At 59.8% G+C, this 18,380-nt stretch carries 12 protein-coding genes; 10 read left to right on the forward strand and 2 right to left on the reverse strand.

All coding sequences use genetic code 11. The features are described from left to right. Positions 1 to 200: 200 nt before the first annotated feature. From recC to FBY01_RS23580, 6 genes are all read left to right on the forward strand, one after another. Positions 201 to 3,653 carry an exodeoxyribonuclease V subunit gamma gene (recC, locus tag FBY01_RS23555; RefSeq protein ID WP_145309841.1) on the forward strand — a complete coding sequence of 1,151 codons (3,453 nt, stop codon included), beginning with the start codon at positions 201 to 203 and terminating at the stop codon, positions 3,651 to 3,653. Beyond that, on the forward strand, positions 3,650 to 7,339 hold the full coding sequence (gene recB / locus FBY01_RS23560; protein WP_145309839.1) for an exodeoxyribonuclease V subunit beta: 3,690 nt from the start codon (positions 3,650 to 3,652) through the stop codon (positions 7,337 to 7,339). The genes recC and recB overlap by 4 nt, the downstream gene beginning before the upstream one ends. Beyond that, positions 7,336 to 9,447, forward strand: coding sequence for an exodeoxyribonuclease V subunit alpha (recD, locus tag FBY01_RS23565; protein ID WP_102595236.1), 2,112 nt, complete (start codon positions 7,336 to 7,338; stop codon positions 9,445 to 9,447). The genes recB and recD overlap by 4 nt, the downstream gene beginning before the upstream one ends. A 113-nt stretch (positions 9,448 to 9,560) precedes the next feature. Continuing rightward, positions 9,561 to 10,136 (forward strand): YfiR family protein, encoded by a 576-nt coding sequence (locus FBY01_RS23570; RefSeq protein ID WP_145309837.1) that lies wholly within the window; start codon positions 9,561 to 9,563, stop codon positions 10,134 to 10,136. Beyond that, positions 10,133 to 11,401 (forward strand): diguanylate cyclase domain-containing protein, encoded by a 1,269-nt coding sequence (locus FBY01_RS23575; protein ID WP_145309835.1) that lies wholly within the window; start codon positions 10,133 to 10,135, stop codon positions 11,399 to 11,401. Before FBY01_RS23570 ends, FBY01_RS23575 begins: the two co-directional genes overlap by 4 nt. Before the next feature lie 6 nt (positions 11,402 to 11,407). Beyond that, on the forward strand, positions 11,408 to 11,911 hold the full coding sequence (locus FBY01_RS23580) for an OmpA family protein (protein WP_010463740.1): 504 nt from the start codon (positions 11,408 to 11,410) through the stop codon (positions 11,909 to 11,911). On the opposite strand, the gene FBY01_RS23585 is transcribed toward FBY01_RS23580, so the two are convergent. Beyond that, entirely contained in the window at positions 11,908 to 12,855 is a 948-nt protein-coding gene (locus tag FBY01_RS23585; RefSeq protein WP_010463739.1) for a LysR family transcriptional regulator, read from the reverse strand. The genes FBY01_RS23580 and FBY01_RS23585 overlap by 4 nt on opposite strands. Before the next feature lie 163 nt (positions 12,856 to 13,018). Here FBY01_RS23585 and FBY01_RS23590 point away from each other — a divergent pair, with 163 nt between their 5' ends. Both FBY01_RS23590 and mmsB read left to right on the forward strand, forming a co-directional pair. Beyond that, positions 13,019 to 14,545, forward strand: coding sequence for a CoA-acylating methylmalonate-semialdehyde dehydrogenase (locus tag FBY01_RS23590; RefSeq protein WP_010463738.1), 1,527 nt, complete (start codon positions 13,019 to 13,021; stop codon positions 14,543 to 14,545). A 10-nt stretch (positions 14,546 to 14,555) separates the two neighbouring features. Next, positions 14,556 to 15,443: a 3-hydroxyisobutyrate dehydrogenase gene (mmsB, locus tag FBY01_RS23595; RefSeq protein WP_077747330.1), complete on the forward strand. Its 888-nt coding sequence runs from the start codon at positions 14,556 to 14,558 to the stop codon at positions 15,441 to 15,443. Positions 15,444 to 15,662: 219 nt separating this feature from the next. On the opposite strand, the gene FBY01_RS23605 is transcribed toward mmsB, so the two are convergent. Continuing rightward, on the reverse strand, positions 15,663 to 16,007 hold the full coding sequence (locus tag FBY01_RS23605; RefSeq protein ID WP_007946320.1) for a cupin domain-containing protein: 345 nt from the start codon (positions 16,005 to 16,007) through the stop codon (positions 15,663 to 15,665). A 520-nt stretch (positions 16,008 to 16,527) separates the two neighbouring features. Here FBY01_RS23605 and FBY01_RS23610 point away from each other — a divergent pair. Next, on the forward strand, positions 16,528 to 17,097 hold the full coding sequence (locus tag FBY01_RS23610; RefSeq protein ID WP_145309833.1) for an acyl carrier protein: 570 nt from the start codon (positions 16,528 to 16,530) through the stop codon (positions 17,095 to 17,097). Positions 17,098 to 17,105: 8 nt separating this feature from the next. After that, positions 17,106 to 18,380 (forward strand): beta-ketoacyl-[acyl-carrier-protein] synthase family protein, encoded by a 1,275-nt coding sequence (locus tag FBY01_RS23615; RefSeq protein WP_145309831.1) that lies wholly within the window; start codon positions 17,106 to 17,108, stop codon positions 18,378 to 18,380.

Genomic DNA, 18,380 nt, shown 5'->3' on the forward strand with positions numbered 1-18,380 from the left:
GGTAGTGTGGGGTTTCCCCATGTGAGAGTAGGTCATCGTCAAGATTAAATTCCGAAACCCCTATCTGCGTATGCAGGTAGGGGTTTTGTTTTGTCCGCAGGAAAGTTCGTACAGCAACATCGGACGGCTCCCGGCTGTCACAGTCTCCCGACAATGCTAAGGTTCGGCCCTAGCTTTTGTATTTTTCCAAGGAAGCCTTTATGCCGGACGCGACGTCCCTCAGTGCTGGTTTTATGGTGGTTCACGGTAATCGCCTGGACGAGTTGCGCAGTCTGGTGGTCAGCTGGATGCGCCGCTACCCGTTGGCTCCCTTGGAAAATGAAATCGCCCTGGTACAGAGCAACGGCATCGCCCAGTGGCTGAAACTGGCTCTGGCTGAAGACCCTGAAGAAGACGACATGGGTGGCTGCGGCATTGCGGCAGCCATCGACGTTCAACTCCCAGGCAGCTTCATGTGGCAGCTCTATCGCATGGTTCTGGGTCGTGATGAAATTCCGGTCAAATCCCTGCTCGATAAAGCTCCACTCACCTGGCGTCTGATGCGTCTGCTTCCCCAGTTGATCAATCAACCGCACTTCGAACCGCTGCAACGCTTCCTTACCAATGACACTGACCTGCGCAAACGCTACCAGCTGTCCGAGCGGCTGGCTGATCTGTTCGACCAATACCAGGTATACCGGGCCGACTGGCTCGAAGATTGGGCGGACGGTCGTCATCAATTGCGAAACGGCCGAGGCGAAGCCAAGCCCCTGACCCCAGCCAACTGCTGGCAGGCAGAGTTATGGCGTGCTCTGTTGCTGGATGTGGGTGAGCAAGGCATGGCGCAAAGCCGTGCCGGTGTTCATCAACGGTTCATCGAGCGCATCAACAGCCTCGACGTGGCCCCCAGCGGATTACCTTCCCGGGTTATCGTTTTCGGGATCTCCTCTCTCCCGGCGCAAGCGCTCGAAGCTCTCGCCGGACTGGCGCGATTCAGCCAGGTTCTGCTTTGCGTACACAACCCATGTCGTCATCATTGGGCAGACATCGTCGCCGATAAAGACCTTCTGCGGCATCAATACAAGCGCCAGGCTCGCAAGAGCGGAATGCCTGTCGTGCTTGATCCGCAAACCCTTCACCAACATGCACACCCGCTATTGGCGGCATGGGGCAAGCAGGGGCGGGACTACATCAATCTGCTCGACAGCTACGACGATCCCAACAGCTACCGCTCGGCATTCCGTGATGGGCGCATCGACTTGTTCAGTGATAGCCAGCCACAAACCATGCTCAACCAGTTGCAGGACGACATCCTTGAACTGCGCCCCTTGAATGAAACCCGCGAGCTCTGGCCGGCTGTCGATCTCAATCAGGACGAATCCATTCGTTTCCACATCGCCCATAGCGCCCAGCGCGAAGTGGAAATCCTCCACGATCAGTTGCTCGCACGCTTCAGTGCCGATCCAGACTTGAAGCCTCGCGACATAATCGTGATGGTTCCGGATATCGACAGCTACGCTCCGCATATCCGTGCAGTCTTCGGTCAACTTGATCGCTTCGATCCGCGCTTCATCCCCTTCACACTGGCGGATCAAGGCCAGCGCGGTCGTGATCCACTGCTGATTGCTGTCGAACATCTACTCAAACTGCCCGACAGCCGTTTCCCCGTCAGTGAGATCCTCGATTTGCTGGATGTTCCTGCACTGCGCGCTCGCTTCGGTGTCGAGGAACGTGACCTGCCCACCCTGCATCGCTGGATCGAAGGCGCTGGTATTCGCTGGGGAATGAATGCCGAGCAGCGCGCGGGTCTGGGTTTGCCTCAAGAACTGGAGCAAAACAGTTGGCGTTTTGGCCTGCGCCGGATGCTGCTTGGTTATGCCGTCGGCAGCGCCGCTGCTTGCGAAGGCATTGAGCCTTACGACGAGATTGGCGGTCTGGATGCTGCGCTCATCGGTCCTTTGGTTGCGCTGCTGGACGCGTTGGAGATTGCCCATCAGGAACTGACTCAACCTGCACCGCCTAAGCAATGGGGCGTCAGGATGCAAGCTTTGGTGCAGTTGTTCTTCCAGGCCAGCAATGAACATGACGACTACTTGCTGGGTCAACTCGAAGAACTGCGGGAAACCTGGCTCGAGACCTGCGAATCAGTGGGCTTGCATGATGAGCTGCCCTTGACCGTGGTCCGTGAAGCCTGGCTGGCAGGCCTCGACCAGGGCCGGCTGTCCCAGCGTTTTCTGGCCGGAGCCGTCAACTTCTGCACCTTGATGCCGATGCGGGCGATCCCCTTCAAACTCGTCTGTCTGCTCGGGATGAATGACGGAGATTACCCGCGTGCACAACCGCCGCTGGACTTTGATCTCATGGGCAGTGATTACCGCCCGGGTGATCGTTCCCGGCGCGAGGATGATCGCTATCTCTTGTTGGAAGCCCTGTTGTCGGCACGTGACCAACTCTATATCAGTTGGGTCGGCCGTAGTATTCGGGACAATAGCGAGCGCCCAGCCTCGGTACTGATTGGTCAACTGCGCGATCATCTTGCCGGTGGTTGGCGATTACAGGTCGACAGTGAAAAGCTGCTGGAGTCCGTGACTCAGGAACACCCGCTGCAACCTTTCAGCGCTCGCTATTTTCATGAAGGTAATGACCTGTTCAGTTTCGCAAGCGAGTGGCAGGTGCTTCATCAAGCCAGTGAACAGGCAACGGACATCAAGCCCCTTGATGCCTATGTTCAGGAAGAGCCGCTGAGCCTCGGTCAATTGCAGGATTTCCTGCGCAATCCCGTGCGACATTTTTTCAGTCAGCGACTCAAGGTGTTCTTCGAAGCGGCTGAAGCCCCCTTGGCCGACGAAGAGCCCTTCGTACTCGACGCTCTCCAACGCTATAGCCTCAGTGACAGTTTGCTCGAAGCGGCGCTCGGGCAACTGGATCACGTCGATCATGCGCTTGAGGCCCAGGCAACGCGTCTGCAAAACAGCGGGCTCTTGCCCATGGCCGGTTTCGGCGAATGCCTGCAGCGAGAGTTGATCGAGCCGCTGCCAGATCTGTTGCAGCGTTATCAACAACTCCTTACGTTGTGGCCAACGCCGCTGACTAGTGCGTTGCCTGTGAATCTGGAACTGGAAGGCCTGCGCCTGGAAGGCTGGCTCAGTGGCCTGCACCAGCGTGCGGATGGTGGCCTGTTGTCGATTACCACGATTCCCAACAGCATTGGTTCGATCAAGACCCGCAAGTGGCATCGGCTGACGCGACCTTGGGTCAATCACCTGGTCGCTTGCGCCAGCGGCATGTCGATGACCACCGCGCTGGTCGCCAGTGACGACAGTCTGCTACTGGCCCCTTTGGAGCAGGGCGCTGCACGTCATGCCTTGAGTAACCTGTTGCAAGCATGGCAAACCGGCATGCGCCAACCCCTGCCGATTGCCGTGAAAACCGCCTTCGCGTGGCTCTCTCAAACTGACCCGGCCAAAGCCGACGCCGCTGCTCGCAAGGCCTATGAAGGCGACGGTCAAACCACCGACGGCGAACGCCGCGAAAGTCCGGCACTGGCACGACAGTTCGCTGATTACGACGCGCTGACCGCCGAGGAGACTTTCCCCGATTGGTGCAACGCTTTGTACAAACCGATGCTTGAAGCCCCCTGGCGTTCATTGACCAGCGAGGAGGCGCGCTCATGACCACGAAAACACCGCTGGCCCTGGCTTTTCCCTTGAGCGGCAGCCAACTGATCGAAGCCAGCGCCGGTACCGGCAAGACGTTCACCATTTCTGCGCTGTACTTGCGTCTGGTCCTTGGTCACGGTGGCGAATCGAGTGGGTTTGGGCGTGAACTCTTGCCGCCGCAAATCCTCGTGGTCACGTTCACTGATGCCGCGACCAAAGAGCTGCGCGAGCGTATTCGTACCCGACTGGCCGAAGCGGCCCGATACTTTCGTGACGAGACCCAGGCACCCGATAGCCTCATCGCGGAGTTGCGTGACCAGTACCTCCCGGAACAGTGGTCCGGCTGTGCAAACCGTCTGGACATTGCCGCGCAGTGGATGGATGAAGCCGCCGTCTCGACCATTCACAGTTGGTGCCAGCGCATGTTGCGTGAGCACGCGTTTGACAGTGGCAGCCTGTTTACCCAGACCCTGGAAACCGATCACAGCGACTTGCTGGGTGAAGTCCTGCGTGATTACTGGCGCCTGTTCTGCTATCCGATGCAAGGTGATGCGCTGAACTGGGTGCGGGGTAATTGGGGAGGGCCAGCGGCGTTATTACCGCGAGTACGTAGTTTATTCGCCAGTGAGCGTGACAGCACTGAAGGCAAGGAGCCTGCCGAGCTGATCGCCGAGTGCTTGCAGGAACGGCGACTGGCCTTGCTCGAACTCAAGATGCCCTGGCGCCAATGGGCGGACGAACTGCTTGCCATCTGTCACCAAGGTGTTGCGAGCAAAAGTGTCGATGGTCGAAAGATGCAGGCACGTTATTTCGAACCCTGGTTCGAAAAGCTCAAAGCATGGGCCGAAGATGAATCCCTTGAGCAACTGGATATCGGCACGGGCTTCACTCGCCTGACGCCTGACGGCATGGCCGAAGCCTGGAAAGGCGCCGCCCCCAGTCATCCGGGGCTGGACGCCATGCCCGGGCTCAAGGCCAGCCTCGACGGCTTGCCAACCCCCGACGCGGCCGTTCTGCAACATGCTGCGCAATGGGGCGGGGCACGGTTCGAAGAAGAAAAACGCCGCCGCGCGGAAATGGGCTTCGACGACATGTTGCTGCGGCTCGATGCGGCGTTGCAATCCGAGGGTGGTGAACGCTTGGCGACCTTGATCCGCGAACAGTTTCCGGTGGCGCTGATCGATGAGTTCCAGGACACCGACCCGGTGCAGTACCGGATTTTCGAAAGCATCTATCGCATCGAAGACAACAACCCTGAAGGCGGCCTGTTTCTGATCGGCGATCCCAAGCAAGCGATCTACGCCTTTCGCGGCGCCGACATCTACACCTACTTGCGAGCCCGCCAGGCCACCGCCGGCCGTCTGCATACCCTGGGTACGAATTTCCGTTCCAGCCATGGCATGGTCAATGCGGTGAACCATGTGTTCGAGCGCGCGGAGTCTCGTGAGCTGGGGCGCGGCGCGTTTCTGTTTCGTGAAAAGAACGGTGAGAACCCGGTACCGTTCCTGCCCGTCGAGTCCCAAGGGCGCAAAGAAGTTCTGCACATCGATGGCCAGCTCGTGCCGGCTCTGAACATCTGGCACCTGTCCGCCGATCAGCCGCTGTCCGGCGTGGAATACCGACAAAAACTCGCCGCCGCGTGCGCCAGTGAAATCACCGCGTTACTTAATGGTGGCCAGGAAGGTCGGGCAGGTTTCATTGAGAAGGACATGGACTTCCGGGGCCTGCTACCCGCGGACATCGCGATTCTGGTTCGCGACGGCAAAGAGGCCCAGGCCGTGCGGGGCGAACTGTCTGCACGCGGGGTGCGCAGCGTTTATCTGTCGGACAAGGATTCGGTGTTCGCCGCTCAAGAAGCCCACGACCTGCTGACCTGGCTCAAAGCCTGTGCCGAGCCGGATGTCGAGCGACCGCTGCGAGCCGCATTGGCCAGCATCACGCTGAACCTTTCCCTGGCGGAACTGGAGCGGCTGAATCAGGACGAACTGGCCTGGGAAGCGCGGGTCATGCAGTTCCGCGGTTATCGCGAGCTGTGGCGCAAGCAAGGCGTGCTGCCCATGTTGCGGCGCTTGCTGCATGACTTCCAGTTGCCTCGATCGTTGATCGCCCGCAGCGACGGTGAGCGGGTACTGACTAACTTGCTGCACCTGTCCGAGTTGTTGCAACAAGCCGCTGCGGAGCTTGATGGCGAGCAAGCGCTGATTCGTCATTTGTCCGAGCATCTGGCGTTGTCCGGTCAGGCCGGCGAAGAACAGATCCTGCGTCTGGAAAGCGACGAGCAACTGGTTAAGGTCGTGACCATTCACAAGTCCAAGGGCCTTGAGTATCCCTTGGTGTTTCTGCCGTTCATTTGCTCGGCAAAACCGGTGGATGGCAGCCGTTTGCCGCTGCATTACCACGATTTAAACGGCAAGGCGCAGGTGACCTTGAAACCGACTGCGGAGTTGATCGCCCTCGCCGATGATGAACGTCTGGCGGAGGATCTGCGTTTGCTCTATGTCGCCCTGACCCGGGCGCAACATGCCTGCTGGCTGGGTGTGACCGATCTCAAGCGCGGCAATAACAACAGCTCGGTGCTGCACCTTTCTGCATTGGGTTACTTGCTCGGCGGTGGTGCCCCTCTGGCCGAGTCCGCAGGTTTGAAACGCTGGCTCGAAGACCTCCAGCAGGACTGCCCGGCGCTTCTGTACGGTGATATGCCGCCAGCGACGGCCGAGCATTACCATCCGCCACGCAATGACGCGACGTTGCTTGCGCCGCTGATACCCAAGCGCAAGGCCAGTGAAAACTGGTGGATTGCTTCGTACAGCGCTTTGCGTATCGGCGACAGTCTGAGCGTGGGCAGTGACGAGGCCCCGGAGAATCCGCAGGCGCAAAAGCTCTTTGACGATGAACGTCTCGATCCGCAGGCGCCACGAGAAGTGGCCGTCGGTGGTGCCGATATCCATCGGTTCCCCCGCGGCCCCAACCCCGGCACCTTTCTCCATGGTTTGCTGGAGTGGGCCGGTGATGAAGGTTTTTCTGCTGCACCACAAGTCGTGGAAGATGCCATTGCCCGCCGCTGCAACCGCCGAGGCTGGGAAGGCTGGATCACCACGCTGAGTGATTGGTTGCAGCACTTGCTCAAGTCTTCGTTGCACCTCGGCGGGGGGCAGCCTCCGGTCGTGTTCGAGCAGCTCACTCAATACCGCGTCGAGATGGAATTCTGGTTCGCCAGCCATAAAGTCGACGTGCTCAAGCTCGATGAACTGGTGCGCCAATACACCCACAACGGCGTCGCCCGGGTCGCCGCTGAACCGGTCTCGCTCAACGGCATGTTCAAGGGTTTCATCGACTTGACGTTCGAACACGACGGCCGATATTACGTTGCCGACTACAAATCCAACTGGCTGGGCCCTGATGACGCGGCGTACACCGAGCAGGCCATGGAGCAGTCGATTCTCGACAATCGTTACGACCTGCAATACGTGTTGTACCTGCTGGCCCTGCATCGCCAGCTCAAGGCGCGGCTTGCCGACTACGATTACGACCGGCATGTCGGTGGCGCTCTGTATTTGTTCTTGCGCGGCACACGGGCATCCACCCAGGGCGTCTATTTCTCCCGTCCGCCCAGAGAGCTGATCGAGCGTCTGGATCGGCTCTTCCAGGGCAAGCCAGAACCCAAGGCCGAACCCGCCTGGGAACAGGGAGTATTGTTATGAGCCGCACCTTCGCCGATTTGCTGCCCACGTCATTGGCAGCCGAAACCATGGCGGATCTGGCACCCCTGAGTCGTGCCGATGACTTGTTGCTTTTACTCTCGCGGTGGGTCGAACGTGGCTGGCTGCGGGCGCTGGACAAAGCCTTCGTGGCCTTCCTCCACGAGCTTGCCCCCGACGACGATCCGTTGGTGTTGCTTGCCGCCGCATTGACCAGCCACCAACTGGGTCACGGCCATGTCTGCCTGGACCTGTTCGAGACGCTCAAAGAGCCGGATTTTGCCCTGTCGCTGCCACCCGAAGGCGATCTGCAAAGTGGCGCGATGCTGTTGCCGTCGCAACTGCTTGAGGCGCTGGATGGCGCCCATTGGTGCAAGGTCCTGGCGTCCAGCCGTCTGGTGGCTCTGGCGGTCGATGGTCGTGAGGCTGCGCAATCACGGCCCTTGGTGTTGTCGGGCAAGCGCCTGTACCTGCGTCGCTACTGGGTTTACGAAAGACGCATCGACAACGCCCTTCGCCTGCGCCTGGCTGAACACGAAACAACGCCGAATGACTTGCCCCAGCGACTCACTGGTTTATTCGGTCCAGCCAGGCCCGGCGAAGTGATCGATTGGCAGAAACTCGCCTGTGCCCTGGCTACCCGCAGTGCGTTCAGTATCGTCACCGGCGGCCCGGGGACCGGTAAAACCACCACGGTCGTGCGGTTGCTGGCATTGCTCCAGGCGCCAGCGGTGGAGGCCGGCAAACCGTTGCGAATCCGCCTTGCCGCACCCACCGGTAAAGCGGCGGCACGGCTGACAGAATCCATCAGCCAGCAAGTCCGGACGCTGGAAGTCGATGAAAACGTAAGAAACAAGATCCCCTCTGACGTGACTACCGTGCACCGCCTGCTTGGCAGTCGCCCCGGTACCCGGCACTTCCGTCACCATGCCGGTAATCGCTTGCCGCTGGATGTGCTGGTGGTGGACGAAGCCTCGATGATTGACCTGGAGATGATGGCGAACTTGCTCGACGCGATGCCGGCTCATGCCCGGCTGGTGTTGCTCGGTGACAAGGACCAACTGGCATCGGTGGAGGCCGGTGCCGTGCTCGGTGATTTGTGCCGCGACGCCGAGGCCGGTTGGTACAGTCCGCAGACGCGCCAGTGGCTGGAGACGGTCAGTGGTGAAAGCCTGCTGGCCAGCGGTTTGCAGGAAGACACTGACGCGACTCACCCCCTGGCCCAGCAAGTGGTGATGCTGCGTCACTCGCGCCGGTTCGGTGAAGGCAGCGGCATTGGCCAGTTGGCGCGATGGGTCAATCAGCAGCAACCGGAGGAAGCCCGCACGTTGCTGGCTGCTCGAAGTCACGCCGACGTGTTTTCCCTGCCCCTCAAAGGTGAGCACGACCGGGCGCTGGAACACTTGCTGCTCGAAGGCCATGGCGACGGACCGCAAGGTTATCGCCACTACCTGAGTGTGCTTCGCAGCCAGCGGCCACCGCTCGACAGCCTGCTCGAAGACTCCCGCTGGACCGATTGGGCGCGTCAGGTATTGCAAGCTTTCGACGCCTTCCAGTTGTTGTGCGCGGTACGCAAAGGGCCATGGGGCGTGGAGGGATTGAATCAACGTGTAACCGCCGCGCTGCTCAAGGCTCGAGTGATCGACAGCGACCAGCAGTGGTACGAAGGTCGCCCGGTATTGATGACGCGTAATGACTATGGCCTGGGGTTGATGAACGGTGATATCGGTATTGCCCTCAAACTGCCGGAACGTGATGGGCCTGAGGCTGGCAAGCACGTACTGCGTGTAGCGTTCCCGCGCAATGATGGCCAGGGTGGCGTGCGATTTGTTCTACCGAGTCGACTCAACGATGTCGAGACGGTTTATGCCATGACCGTACACAAATCCCAGGGCTCGGAGTTTGCCCATACGGCGTTGATTCTGCCGGATGCGCTGAACCCTGTACTGACCAAGGAGTTGATCTACACCGGGATCACCCGGGCCAAGAACTGGTTCACCTTGATCGAGCCACGGGCCGGAGTGTTTGAGGAGGCCGTGCGGCGCAAGGTCAAGCGCTTGAGCGGGTTGATGCTGGAGTTGGACGATGGGGTTGAGCCGAGCCATCGATAGGCTGGCGTGTACGCCGGAAACTGTCCGAAGTGCCGTAGTGCACCGCCTCGCTGGGGGGTAAACGCTATGCTATCGTTGCGACATTATTTCGTAACATCGAAGAGAATCCCCGCATGAAGGTGGCTGTCTGGACGACAGGGCGCGTCGTTAGCCGCAAGCAAGTGCTGCTCGCGGGGCTCCTCTGCTTGCTGACCGGTGTCGTGTTCGCTCAATCGGAAACCCCGGTGAGCATGGCCGACCAACGTGCCGGATCGGTCACTCAGGTTGTCCTCGGGATTCTCAGTTATGCGCGCTGGCCTGTTGAGCCTGCGCAACTGCGCCTGTGCGTGGTCGGCCCCACCGAATACACCGACGACCTGGTCAAGGGCACAACCCAAGCCACCGGCCGGCCCGTCACTGTGCGCCGGCTGTTGGCCGACAATCCGTCGATCGTCGGTGAATGCGATGCGGTGTACATCGGCAAATTGACCGACGACGAGCGCCGCCAACTCTTTGCTTCGCTGACAGGACGCCCGGTGTTGAGCATCAGCGAGAGCGATGATCAATGCACCGTCGGCAGTCTGTTCTGCCTCAGGGTCACTGATGATCAGGTATCTTTCGAGGTCAACCTCGATTCCGTCGCCCGTAGCGGCGTGCGCATTCACCCCAGTGTGCTGCAACTGTCCCGCCGCAAGCCGGCGGCGCCATGAGTCTATTCAAACCGGGTAGTCGTCCAACGTTGCGCTCGGTCATTGGCCGGGGACATTTGATCGTCGCCTTGGTCGCCGTGGCCATGGCCAGCGTCTCGCTGACACTGCTGGGTGTATTGGCGTTGCGGGTGTATGCCGACCACAACCTGCACCTGATCGCACGCTCGATCAATTACACCGTGGAAGCCGCGGTGGTGTTCAACGATAAAGCCGCTGCCACTGAGGCCCTGGCATTGATCGCCTCTACTGAAGAAGTCGCTGACGCCAGGGTGCTGGATGAAAAAGGCCGGTTACTGGCCCGTTGGCAGCGACCGGAAAGCGGCTTGCTCTCTGATCTGGAATTGCAGCTCGCCAAAGCCTTTCTGGAAAAACCCATCGACATGCCGATCGTTCATCAAGGTCGGGAAATCGGCAGCATTCAGCTCACCGGTCACGGTGGCAGCTTGATGCGTTTTCTGCTCAGCGGCCTGATGGGCATTATTCTGTGTACAGCCATCAGCGCCTGGGTCGCACTCTATCTGGCACGCCGACAACTTCGCGGGATCACGGGGCCTCTGCGAAGCCTGGCCGCCGTAGCCCACGCCGCCCGCAGCGATCGAGCCTTCGACCGGCGCGTGCCACCCGCCGATATCGCTGAACTCGACAACCTGGGCAACGACTTCAATGCCTTGCTCGATGAACTCGAGTCCTGGCAGACCCACCTGCAAAGCGAAAACGAAACCCTGGCGCACCAAGCCAGCCACGACAGCCTCACCGGATTGCCAAACCGTGCGTTTTTCGAAGGCCGTCTGATGCGTGCACTGCGCAATGCCCACAAGCTCAATGAGCGCGTGGCTGTGCTGTTTCTCGACAGTGACCGGTTCAAGGAAATCAATGACAGCTTCGGTCATGCCGCCGGCGACGCCGTGCTGGTTGCCGTCGCCAGCAGGGTTCGGGCGCAGTTGCGTGAAGAGGATCTGGTGGCGCGGCTGGGTGGTGACGAATTTGCGGTGTTGCTGACGCCGCTGCATAAAACCGAAGACGCCGAGCGGATCGCTGACAAGATCCTTGCCAGCATGGAAGAGCCCATCCCGTTACCGGGTCATACCCAGGTCCTGACTTCACTCAGTATCGGTATCGCCGTGTACCCGGATCATGGTGCCACCCCGGGCGCATTGCTCAATGCCGCCGATGCGGCGATGTACCAGGCCAAGCGCCTTTCCCGAGGTGCGCAGCACACGTCCGGGGCGGAGCACCCGGTCGCCCACGTACACACCAGGAGCTAAATTGCCGTGTTCTCAATTACCCAGCGTTCCCCGCGATTTTTCGCAATCACCTTGTTCATGGCCGTCCTGGCATTGACCGGGTGCCAGACCGCACCGCAAAAGGGGCTGACCCCGGCGCAAATCACTGTACTCAAACAGCAAGGCTTCGAGCTGACCGATGAGGGCTGGGCGTTCGGTCTATCCGGCAAAGTGCTGTTTGGCAGTGACGATGACAGCCTGAACGCCGCCAGTACCGGGATCGTCCAACAGATCGGCAAGGCCTTGCTGGGTGTCGGCATCGAGCGAGTGCGGGTCGACGGTCACACGGATGCCTCGGGCAAAGAGTCCTACAACGAACAACTTTCCCTGCGTCGCGCGAAAAGCGTCGGCAAAGTGCTGACCACGGTGGGCATGAAAGAAGAAAACATCCAACTGCGCGGTCTTGGCAGCAGTCAGCCGGTGACGTCGAACGACACCGCCTCTGGCCGCACCGAAAACCGCCGGGTATCGATCGTGGTGAGCGCCGATTAGTCGGCGAACAACATCTCCCGGCTTTCGCCCATCAACAGACTCTGATTCTGCTCGGTGACAGAACGGATGTAATCCCACAACAGGGTGATCCGCTTGAGCTTGCGCAGGTCCTCGCGGCAGTACATCCAGAACTGCCGCGTGATGTTGATCTCTTCCGGCAACACCGGAAGCAAGCGCGAGTCCTGCGCCGCGAGGAAGCACGGCAGAATCGCCAATGACCGTCCTTGCTGCGCCGCCACGAATTGTGCGATCACGCTGGTGCTGCGCAAGTTGGCGCTGGCGCCGGGCAACACATTCGCCAGGTACAACAGCTCCGAGCTAAACGCCAGATCGTCGACATAACTGATGAATGAATGCTTGCCTAAATCTGCCGGGCGGCGGATCGGCGGGTGCTTGTCCAGATAATCCTGCGTCGCATAAAGCTGCAGTTTGTAGTCGCAGAGTTTGCAGCAGACGTAAGGGCCATGTTCCGGGCGCTCCAGGGCGATGACGATGTCCGCCTCGCGCTTGGACAGGCTGATGAAGTGCGGCAGCGGCAGGATGTCCACCGAGATCGCCGGGTAGGCGTCGACAAAATGGCTCAGCTGCGGGGTGATGAAAAAACTGCCGAAGCCTTCGGTGCAACCCATGCGCACATGCCCGGACAGCGCCACGCCGGAGCCTGAAACCTGTTCGCAGGCCATGTGCAGCGTGCTCTCAATCGATTCCGCGTAACCGAGCAATCGCTGACCTTCGGTGGTCAGGACAAAACCGCTGGTCCGGGACTTCTCGAACAGCAGCGTACCCAATGCGGCTTCCAATGAACTGATGCGCCGCGACACGGTGGTGTAGTCCACCGCCAGGCGCTTGGCCGCCGTGCTGGCCTTGCGGGTGCGGGCGACTTCGAGGAAAAACTTGAGGTCATCCCAGTTCAATGAGCCTAACGACGTGATGTTTTTTTGCATGATGGACCGGCTTTTATGTGCGTTCTTATTAGAAGTTTGCACATCTATACTCCAAAAACAGTCCGACAACCAATTCGCGACACACGCCTCATCTCAAGGCTGCTTTCTCGCCTTGGCTCTCAAGATAGTTCTCTAGATAACAACAACGTCCCGGAGACCCAACATGAACGCATCGCTCACGCCAAACGAAACCACTGTGCAAACGGTCAAGCTGTTGATCGACGGCGAGTGGGTCGAGTCCCAGACCACCGAGTGGCACGACATCGTCAACCCGGCCACCCAGCAAGTGCTGGCCAAGGTTCCGTTCGCCACCGCGCAGGAAGTGGACGCTGCGATCAGCGCTGCCCATCGTGCTTTCCAGACCTGGAAGCTGACGCCGATCGGCGCGCGGATGCGCATCATGCTCAAGCTACAGGCGTTGATTCGCGAACACTCCAAGCGCATCGCCGTGGTGCTCAGCAACGAGCAGGGCAAAACCATCGCCGACGCTGAGGGCGACATCTTCCGCGGTCTGGAAGTGGTCGAACACGCTTGCTCCATCGGCACCCTGCAAATGGGTGAGTTCGCCGAAAACGTCGCCGGCGGCGTCGATACTTACACCCTGCGTCAGCCCATCGGCGTTTGCGCCGGCATCACCCCGTTCAACTTCCCGGCGATGATTCCGCTGTGGATGTTCCCGATGGCCATCGCCTGCGGCAACACCTTTGTGCTCAAGCCGTCCGAACAGGACCCGATGTCGACCATGCTGCTGGTGGAACTGGCGATCGAGGCCGGTGTTCCGGCGGGCGTGCTCAACGTGGTGCATGGCGGCAAGGACGTGGTGGACGCGCTCTGCACCCACAAAGACATCAAGGCTGTTTCCTTCGTCGGTTCGACTGCGGTCGGTACTCACGTCTACGACCTGGCCGGCAAACACGGCAAGCGTGTGCAATCGATGATGGGCGCGAAAAACCATGCTGTGGTTCTGCCAGATGCCAATCGCGTACAAGCACTGAATGCGCTGGTTGGCGCCGGTTTCGGCGCAGCGGGCCAACGTTGCATGGCCACGTCCGTGGTGGTGCTGGTGGGCGCGGCCAAACAATGGTTGCCGGACCTGAAAGCGCTGGCGCAAAAACTCACCGTGAATGCCGGCAGCGAGCCGGGCACTGACGTTGGCCCGGTGATCTCGAAAAAAGCCAAACAGCGGATCCTCGATCTGATTGAGAGCGGCATCAAGGAAGGCGCCAAGCTGGAGCTGGATGGTCGCGACGTCACCGTTCCAGGCTTCGAGAAGGGCAACTTTGTCGGCCCGACCCTGTTCTCCGGCGTGACCCCCGAGATGCAAATCTACACCCAGGAAATCTTCGGCCCGGTGCTGGTGGTCCTGGAAGTCGATACCCTCGATGAGGCCATCGCACTGGTCAACGCCAACCCGTTCGGCAATGGCACCGGCCTGTTCACCCAAAGCGGTGCGGCCGCGCGCAAATTCCAGACCGAAATCGACGTTGGCCAGGTCGGCATCAACATCCCGATTCCAGTGCCGGTCCCGTTCTTCAGCTTCACCGGTTCGCGCGGCTCCAAACTGGGCGACCTCGGTCCGTATGGCAAGCAAGTGGTGCAGTTCTACACTCAGACCAAGACGGTCACCAGTCGCTGGTTCGATGACGACAGCGTCAACGACGGTGTGAACACCACCATCAACTTGCGTTAAGGAGCGGGACATGAAAATCGCTTTTATCGGTCTCGGCAACATGGGCGCGCCGATGGCGCGCAACCTGATCAAGGCCGGCCACGCACTGAGCCTGGTGGACCTGAACAAAACCGTTCTGGCGGAGCTGGAACAACTGGGCGGCAGCATCAGCGCTTCGGCCCGTGAAGCGGCGCAAGGCGCGGAACTGGTGATCACCATGCTGCCCGCCGCTGTGCATGTCCGCAGTGTCTGGCTGGGTGAGGACGGCGTTCTCGCCGGTATCGGCAAAGGCGTGCCAGCCGTGGATTGCAGCACCATCGATCCGCAGACTGCGCGCGATGTGGCAGCCGCTGCGGCCAAGCAGGGCGTGGCCATGGCCGATGCGCCAGTCTCTGGCGGTACGGGCGGTGCGGCGGCGGGGACGCTGACTTTCATGGTCGGCGCCACGCCTGAACTGTTTGCGACCCTGCAACCGGTGCTGGCGCAGATGGGCCGCAACATCGTTCATTGCGGTGAAGTAGGCACCGGGCAAATCGCCAAGATCTGCAACAACCTGCTGCTGGCGATTTCCATGGTCGGCGTCAGTGAAGCCATGGCGCTGGGCGATGCCCTCGGCATCGACACCACCGTGCTGGCAGGAATCATCAACAGTTCCACCGGGCGTTGCTGGAGTTCGGAGATGTACAACCCGTGGCCCGGCATCGTCGAAACGGCACCGGCCTCGCGCGGTTATACCGGTGGTTTCGGTGCCGAACTGATGCTCAAGGATCTGGGGCTGGCCACTGAGGCGGCACGTCAGGCGCACCAACCGGTGGTGCTCGGCGCGGTGGCCCAGCAGTTGTATCAGGCGATGAGCCAGCGTGGGGAGGGTGGCAAGGACTTCTCGGCGATCATCAACAGCTATCGCAAACCCCAGTAAGAAGTTTTTCCGGGGAGTGTGATTAAAGGCTTTTGTGGCGAGGGAGCTTGCTCCCGCTGGTTCGCGAAGCGGACCTGATGCCCGTGAACGAGGTGCGTCAGATAAAACGCAGTTGCTGATTTTACGGCTGCTTTGCAACCGAGCGGGAGCAAGCTCCCTCGCCACAAGGAATGCGTATTTACCGGGAGACCACGTCGGGTGGTCTCCCGGTTTTTTGTATCAGGCAAACACGAAATACTTGCGCACGGTTTCAACCACTTCCCACGTGCCTTTCATCCCCGGCTCAATGACGAAAATATCACCAGCACGCAGATGGATCGGCTCTTTGCCTTCCGGGGTGATGATGCAATACCCCTCGCGGAAATCGCAGTATTCCCACTTCACGTATTCCACATACCACTTGCCCGGCGTGCAGATCCAGGTGCCCATGATCTTGCTGCCGTCTTCGCTGGTGTAGGCGTTGAGGTTGACGGTGTGCGGGTCGCCTTCGAGTTTTTCCCATTTGCAGGCGTCGAGCACCGGCAGCGGATGAGTGTCGCGAAGAACGGTAATAGGTGCGGTCATGTGGACTCCGGGGCAGTGGATTAGAGAACTGAAGCCGCACCCTATAGCGCCCCGCACTCGGTCAGTTGTCTGTGCTCGACACTCAGTTACCCAGAAGCGCTGTGCCGATTTGCCTGATCGGCTTCTAAATCCTCAAGGCGCATTATCTAAGGGCTAGGTTGAAAGTTATGAAGTTATAACTGTTTTCTTATCCGGTTTTTATTATTGGTACGTCTGTGCTGTCAGCCAGAAGTTAATACTTTCGAGCCTCTCTCTATTTAGCCGGCGATACAGTGTGCACCCCACCATACGCAGCCTTTGTTAAGTAAATAAGTCAAAAGGCATGGGGCTTCGCACCAATCGAGTGCGGTGCGCAGGCCTGTTAGGACGTCTGTCTCAAGTGGTTAAAAAACTTTGAATAGTTCGTTGACTCTCCCCTTAAGGGCAGAGTTTAGATTTCCGCCGCGTCAGAAGTTGCTGTGGGAAAAGTTACTTCTCACATACGGAATTTATGAAGCAATCACGATATAGGGAGATAGAGATGAACAATCCATTGGAGTTGGAAAACGTCATTGTCAGCACCCGCGAGATCCTCGCGCAACTGTTGGTAATGAGCGCCGATGATATCGATGAGAACAGCAGTATCGTCGAGGATCTCAGCGCCGATTCGCTGGACATCGTCGACCTGAGCTTTCAACTGGGCCGTCAGTATGGCTGCACCTTGCCCAAAACCAGCGTGCTCGATCACGCCGTCGCTGTCTGCGGCGACGCCGGCGAGTTCCTGGCCGGCGGTCGCATCACTGAAAACGGCAAGGCCTTGCTTGAACAGAGCCTCAGCGCCTACTCCCCGGATCAACTCCAGTCCGGTATGCAACCGGCGCAGGTATTTGCCGCCACCACCGTGCGCAACTGGGCGCAACAGTGCCGCAACCTCTTCAACTATCTGCCGCAGAACTGCCCCGATTGCGGCGCTCAAAAAGCCGTGCTGAACGAACGTCAGCAAGTGGTCTGTGACGCGTGCAGTGCGCGGCTGGTGCCGGCCGACGGCGACGAGGTTTCACGCCAACTGGTGGAGCAATTTGTGGCCACTCACGTCAAAGAGACGGTGTAGGAGTTCTCATGCGGGCACGAGAAGTCTATGTGACCGGATTCGGTCTGGTGGCGCCCATGGCACTGGACGCCGCCACGTTGTTCGAGCGGATCTGCCAGAAGCAGTCCTGTGTTCGCGAACATCCACGGTTCAAGGCGCTGGGCTTCAACAACAGCGCCGCCGGGTTTATCGATGACGGCCAGTGGCAGCAGATCGCCGCGGGTTTCGGCGGCAATGCTGCGCTGCATCCACGGCAAAGTGTGCTGGCCGAGTTCGTCGTTCGACAAGCCATTCAGCATGCCGGTCTGACCCCGACAGCCTTTGCTCACACCCGCAGTGGATTGTTCCTGGGTGCCAACAAGTACTGCGCGGACAGTCACGATCTGCACCGGGCCAGTCGCTGCATGGATGAGTCCGGGCGTGTCGATCTGGATCAACTGCTGGATAACCCGGCGGCGTCGAGCGCGGTCTTCGGGCGCCGGGTCGATCAGCAGACCCAGCACCTGGCCGAGATGCTCGGTATCCGCGATCACATTTCGACCCACTCCGATGCCTGCGCCGCCGGCACCATGGCGATCGGCAGCGCCTACCGGGCGATCGAGCGCGGTGAAATCGACCTGGCCATTTGCGGTGCCGTCGAACTGATGGCCAACGAGTTGCCGTACTACATGTTCAACAGCCTGGGCGCGCTGTGCCAGGCCGACCTGCCGGCAAGCGAGCAGAGTCGACCGTTCATGCCGGACCGCTGTGGCTTCGTGATCAGCGAGGGCGCAGCCATGATCATTCTCGAATCCGCCGAGCATGCGCAACGTCGCAAAGCCGCGCCGTTGGGGCGCGTGCTGGGTTACGCGAATATGTGCGAGGCACAAAAAATGACCTCCAGCAGCCGGGACGGCAGCAAATACGAGGAATGCATGGAAGCTGCAATCGAAGACGCCGGGCTGCTCAGCAGCGCCGTGCAACACGTCAACACCCATGGCACGTCTACCCAGGCCAACGACAGCTGCGAGGCTTTGGCCTTGCAGCGCGTGTTCGGCGAGTGCCAGGAACATGTGACGTTCACTGCCAACAAATCGGCCATCGGTCATTCCCTGGCGGGCAGCGGCGCGATTGAAGCGGTGCTGTCATTGATCAGCCTGCGGGACGGCGTGCTGTTGCCGACCTTGAACTACGATCACGATCGCGCCGAATACCCCTCATTGAAGTTTCTCAGCGAGCCGGTGCGTCAGTCGATCAATGTGGTGATGTCCAATTCGTTCGGGTTCGGCGGCGTCAACAGCTCGCTGGTTCTGGGGAGGGCATGA

Origin of the sequence: Pseudomonas sp. SJZ077 (assembly GCF_007993905.1) — a bacterium.
Lineage (GTDB): Bacteria > Pseudomonadota > Gammaproteobacteria > Pseudomonadales > Pseudomonadaceae > Aquipseudomonas > Aquipseudomonas mandelii.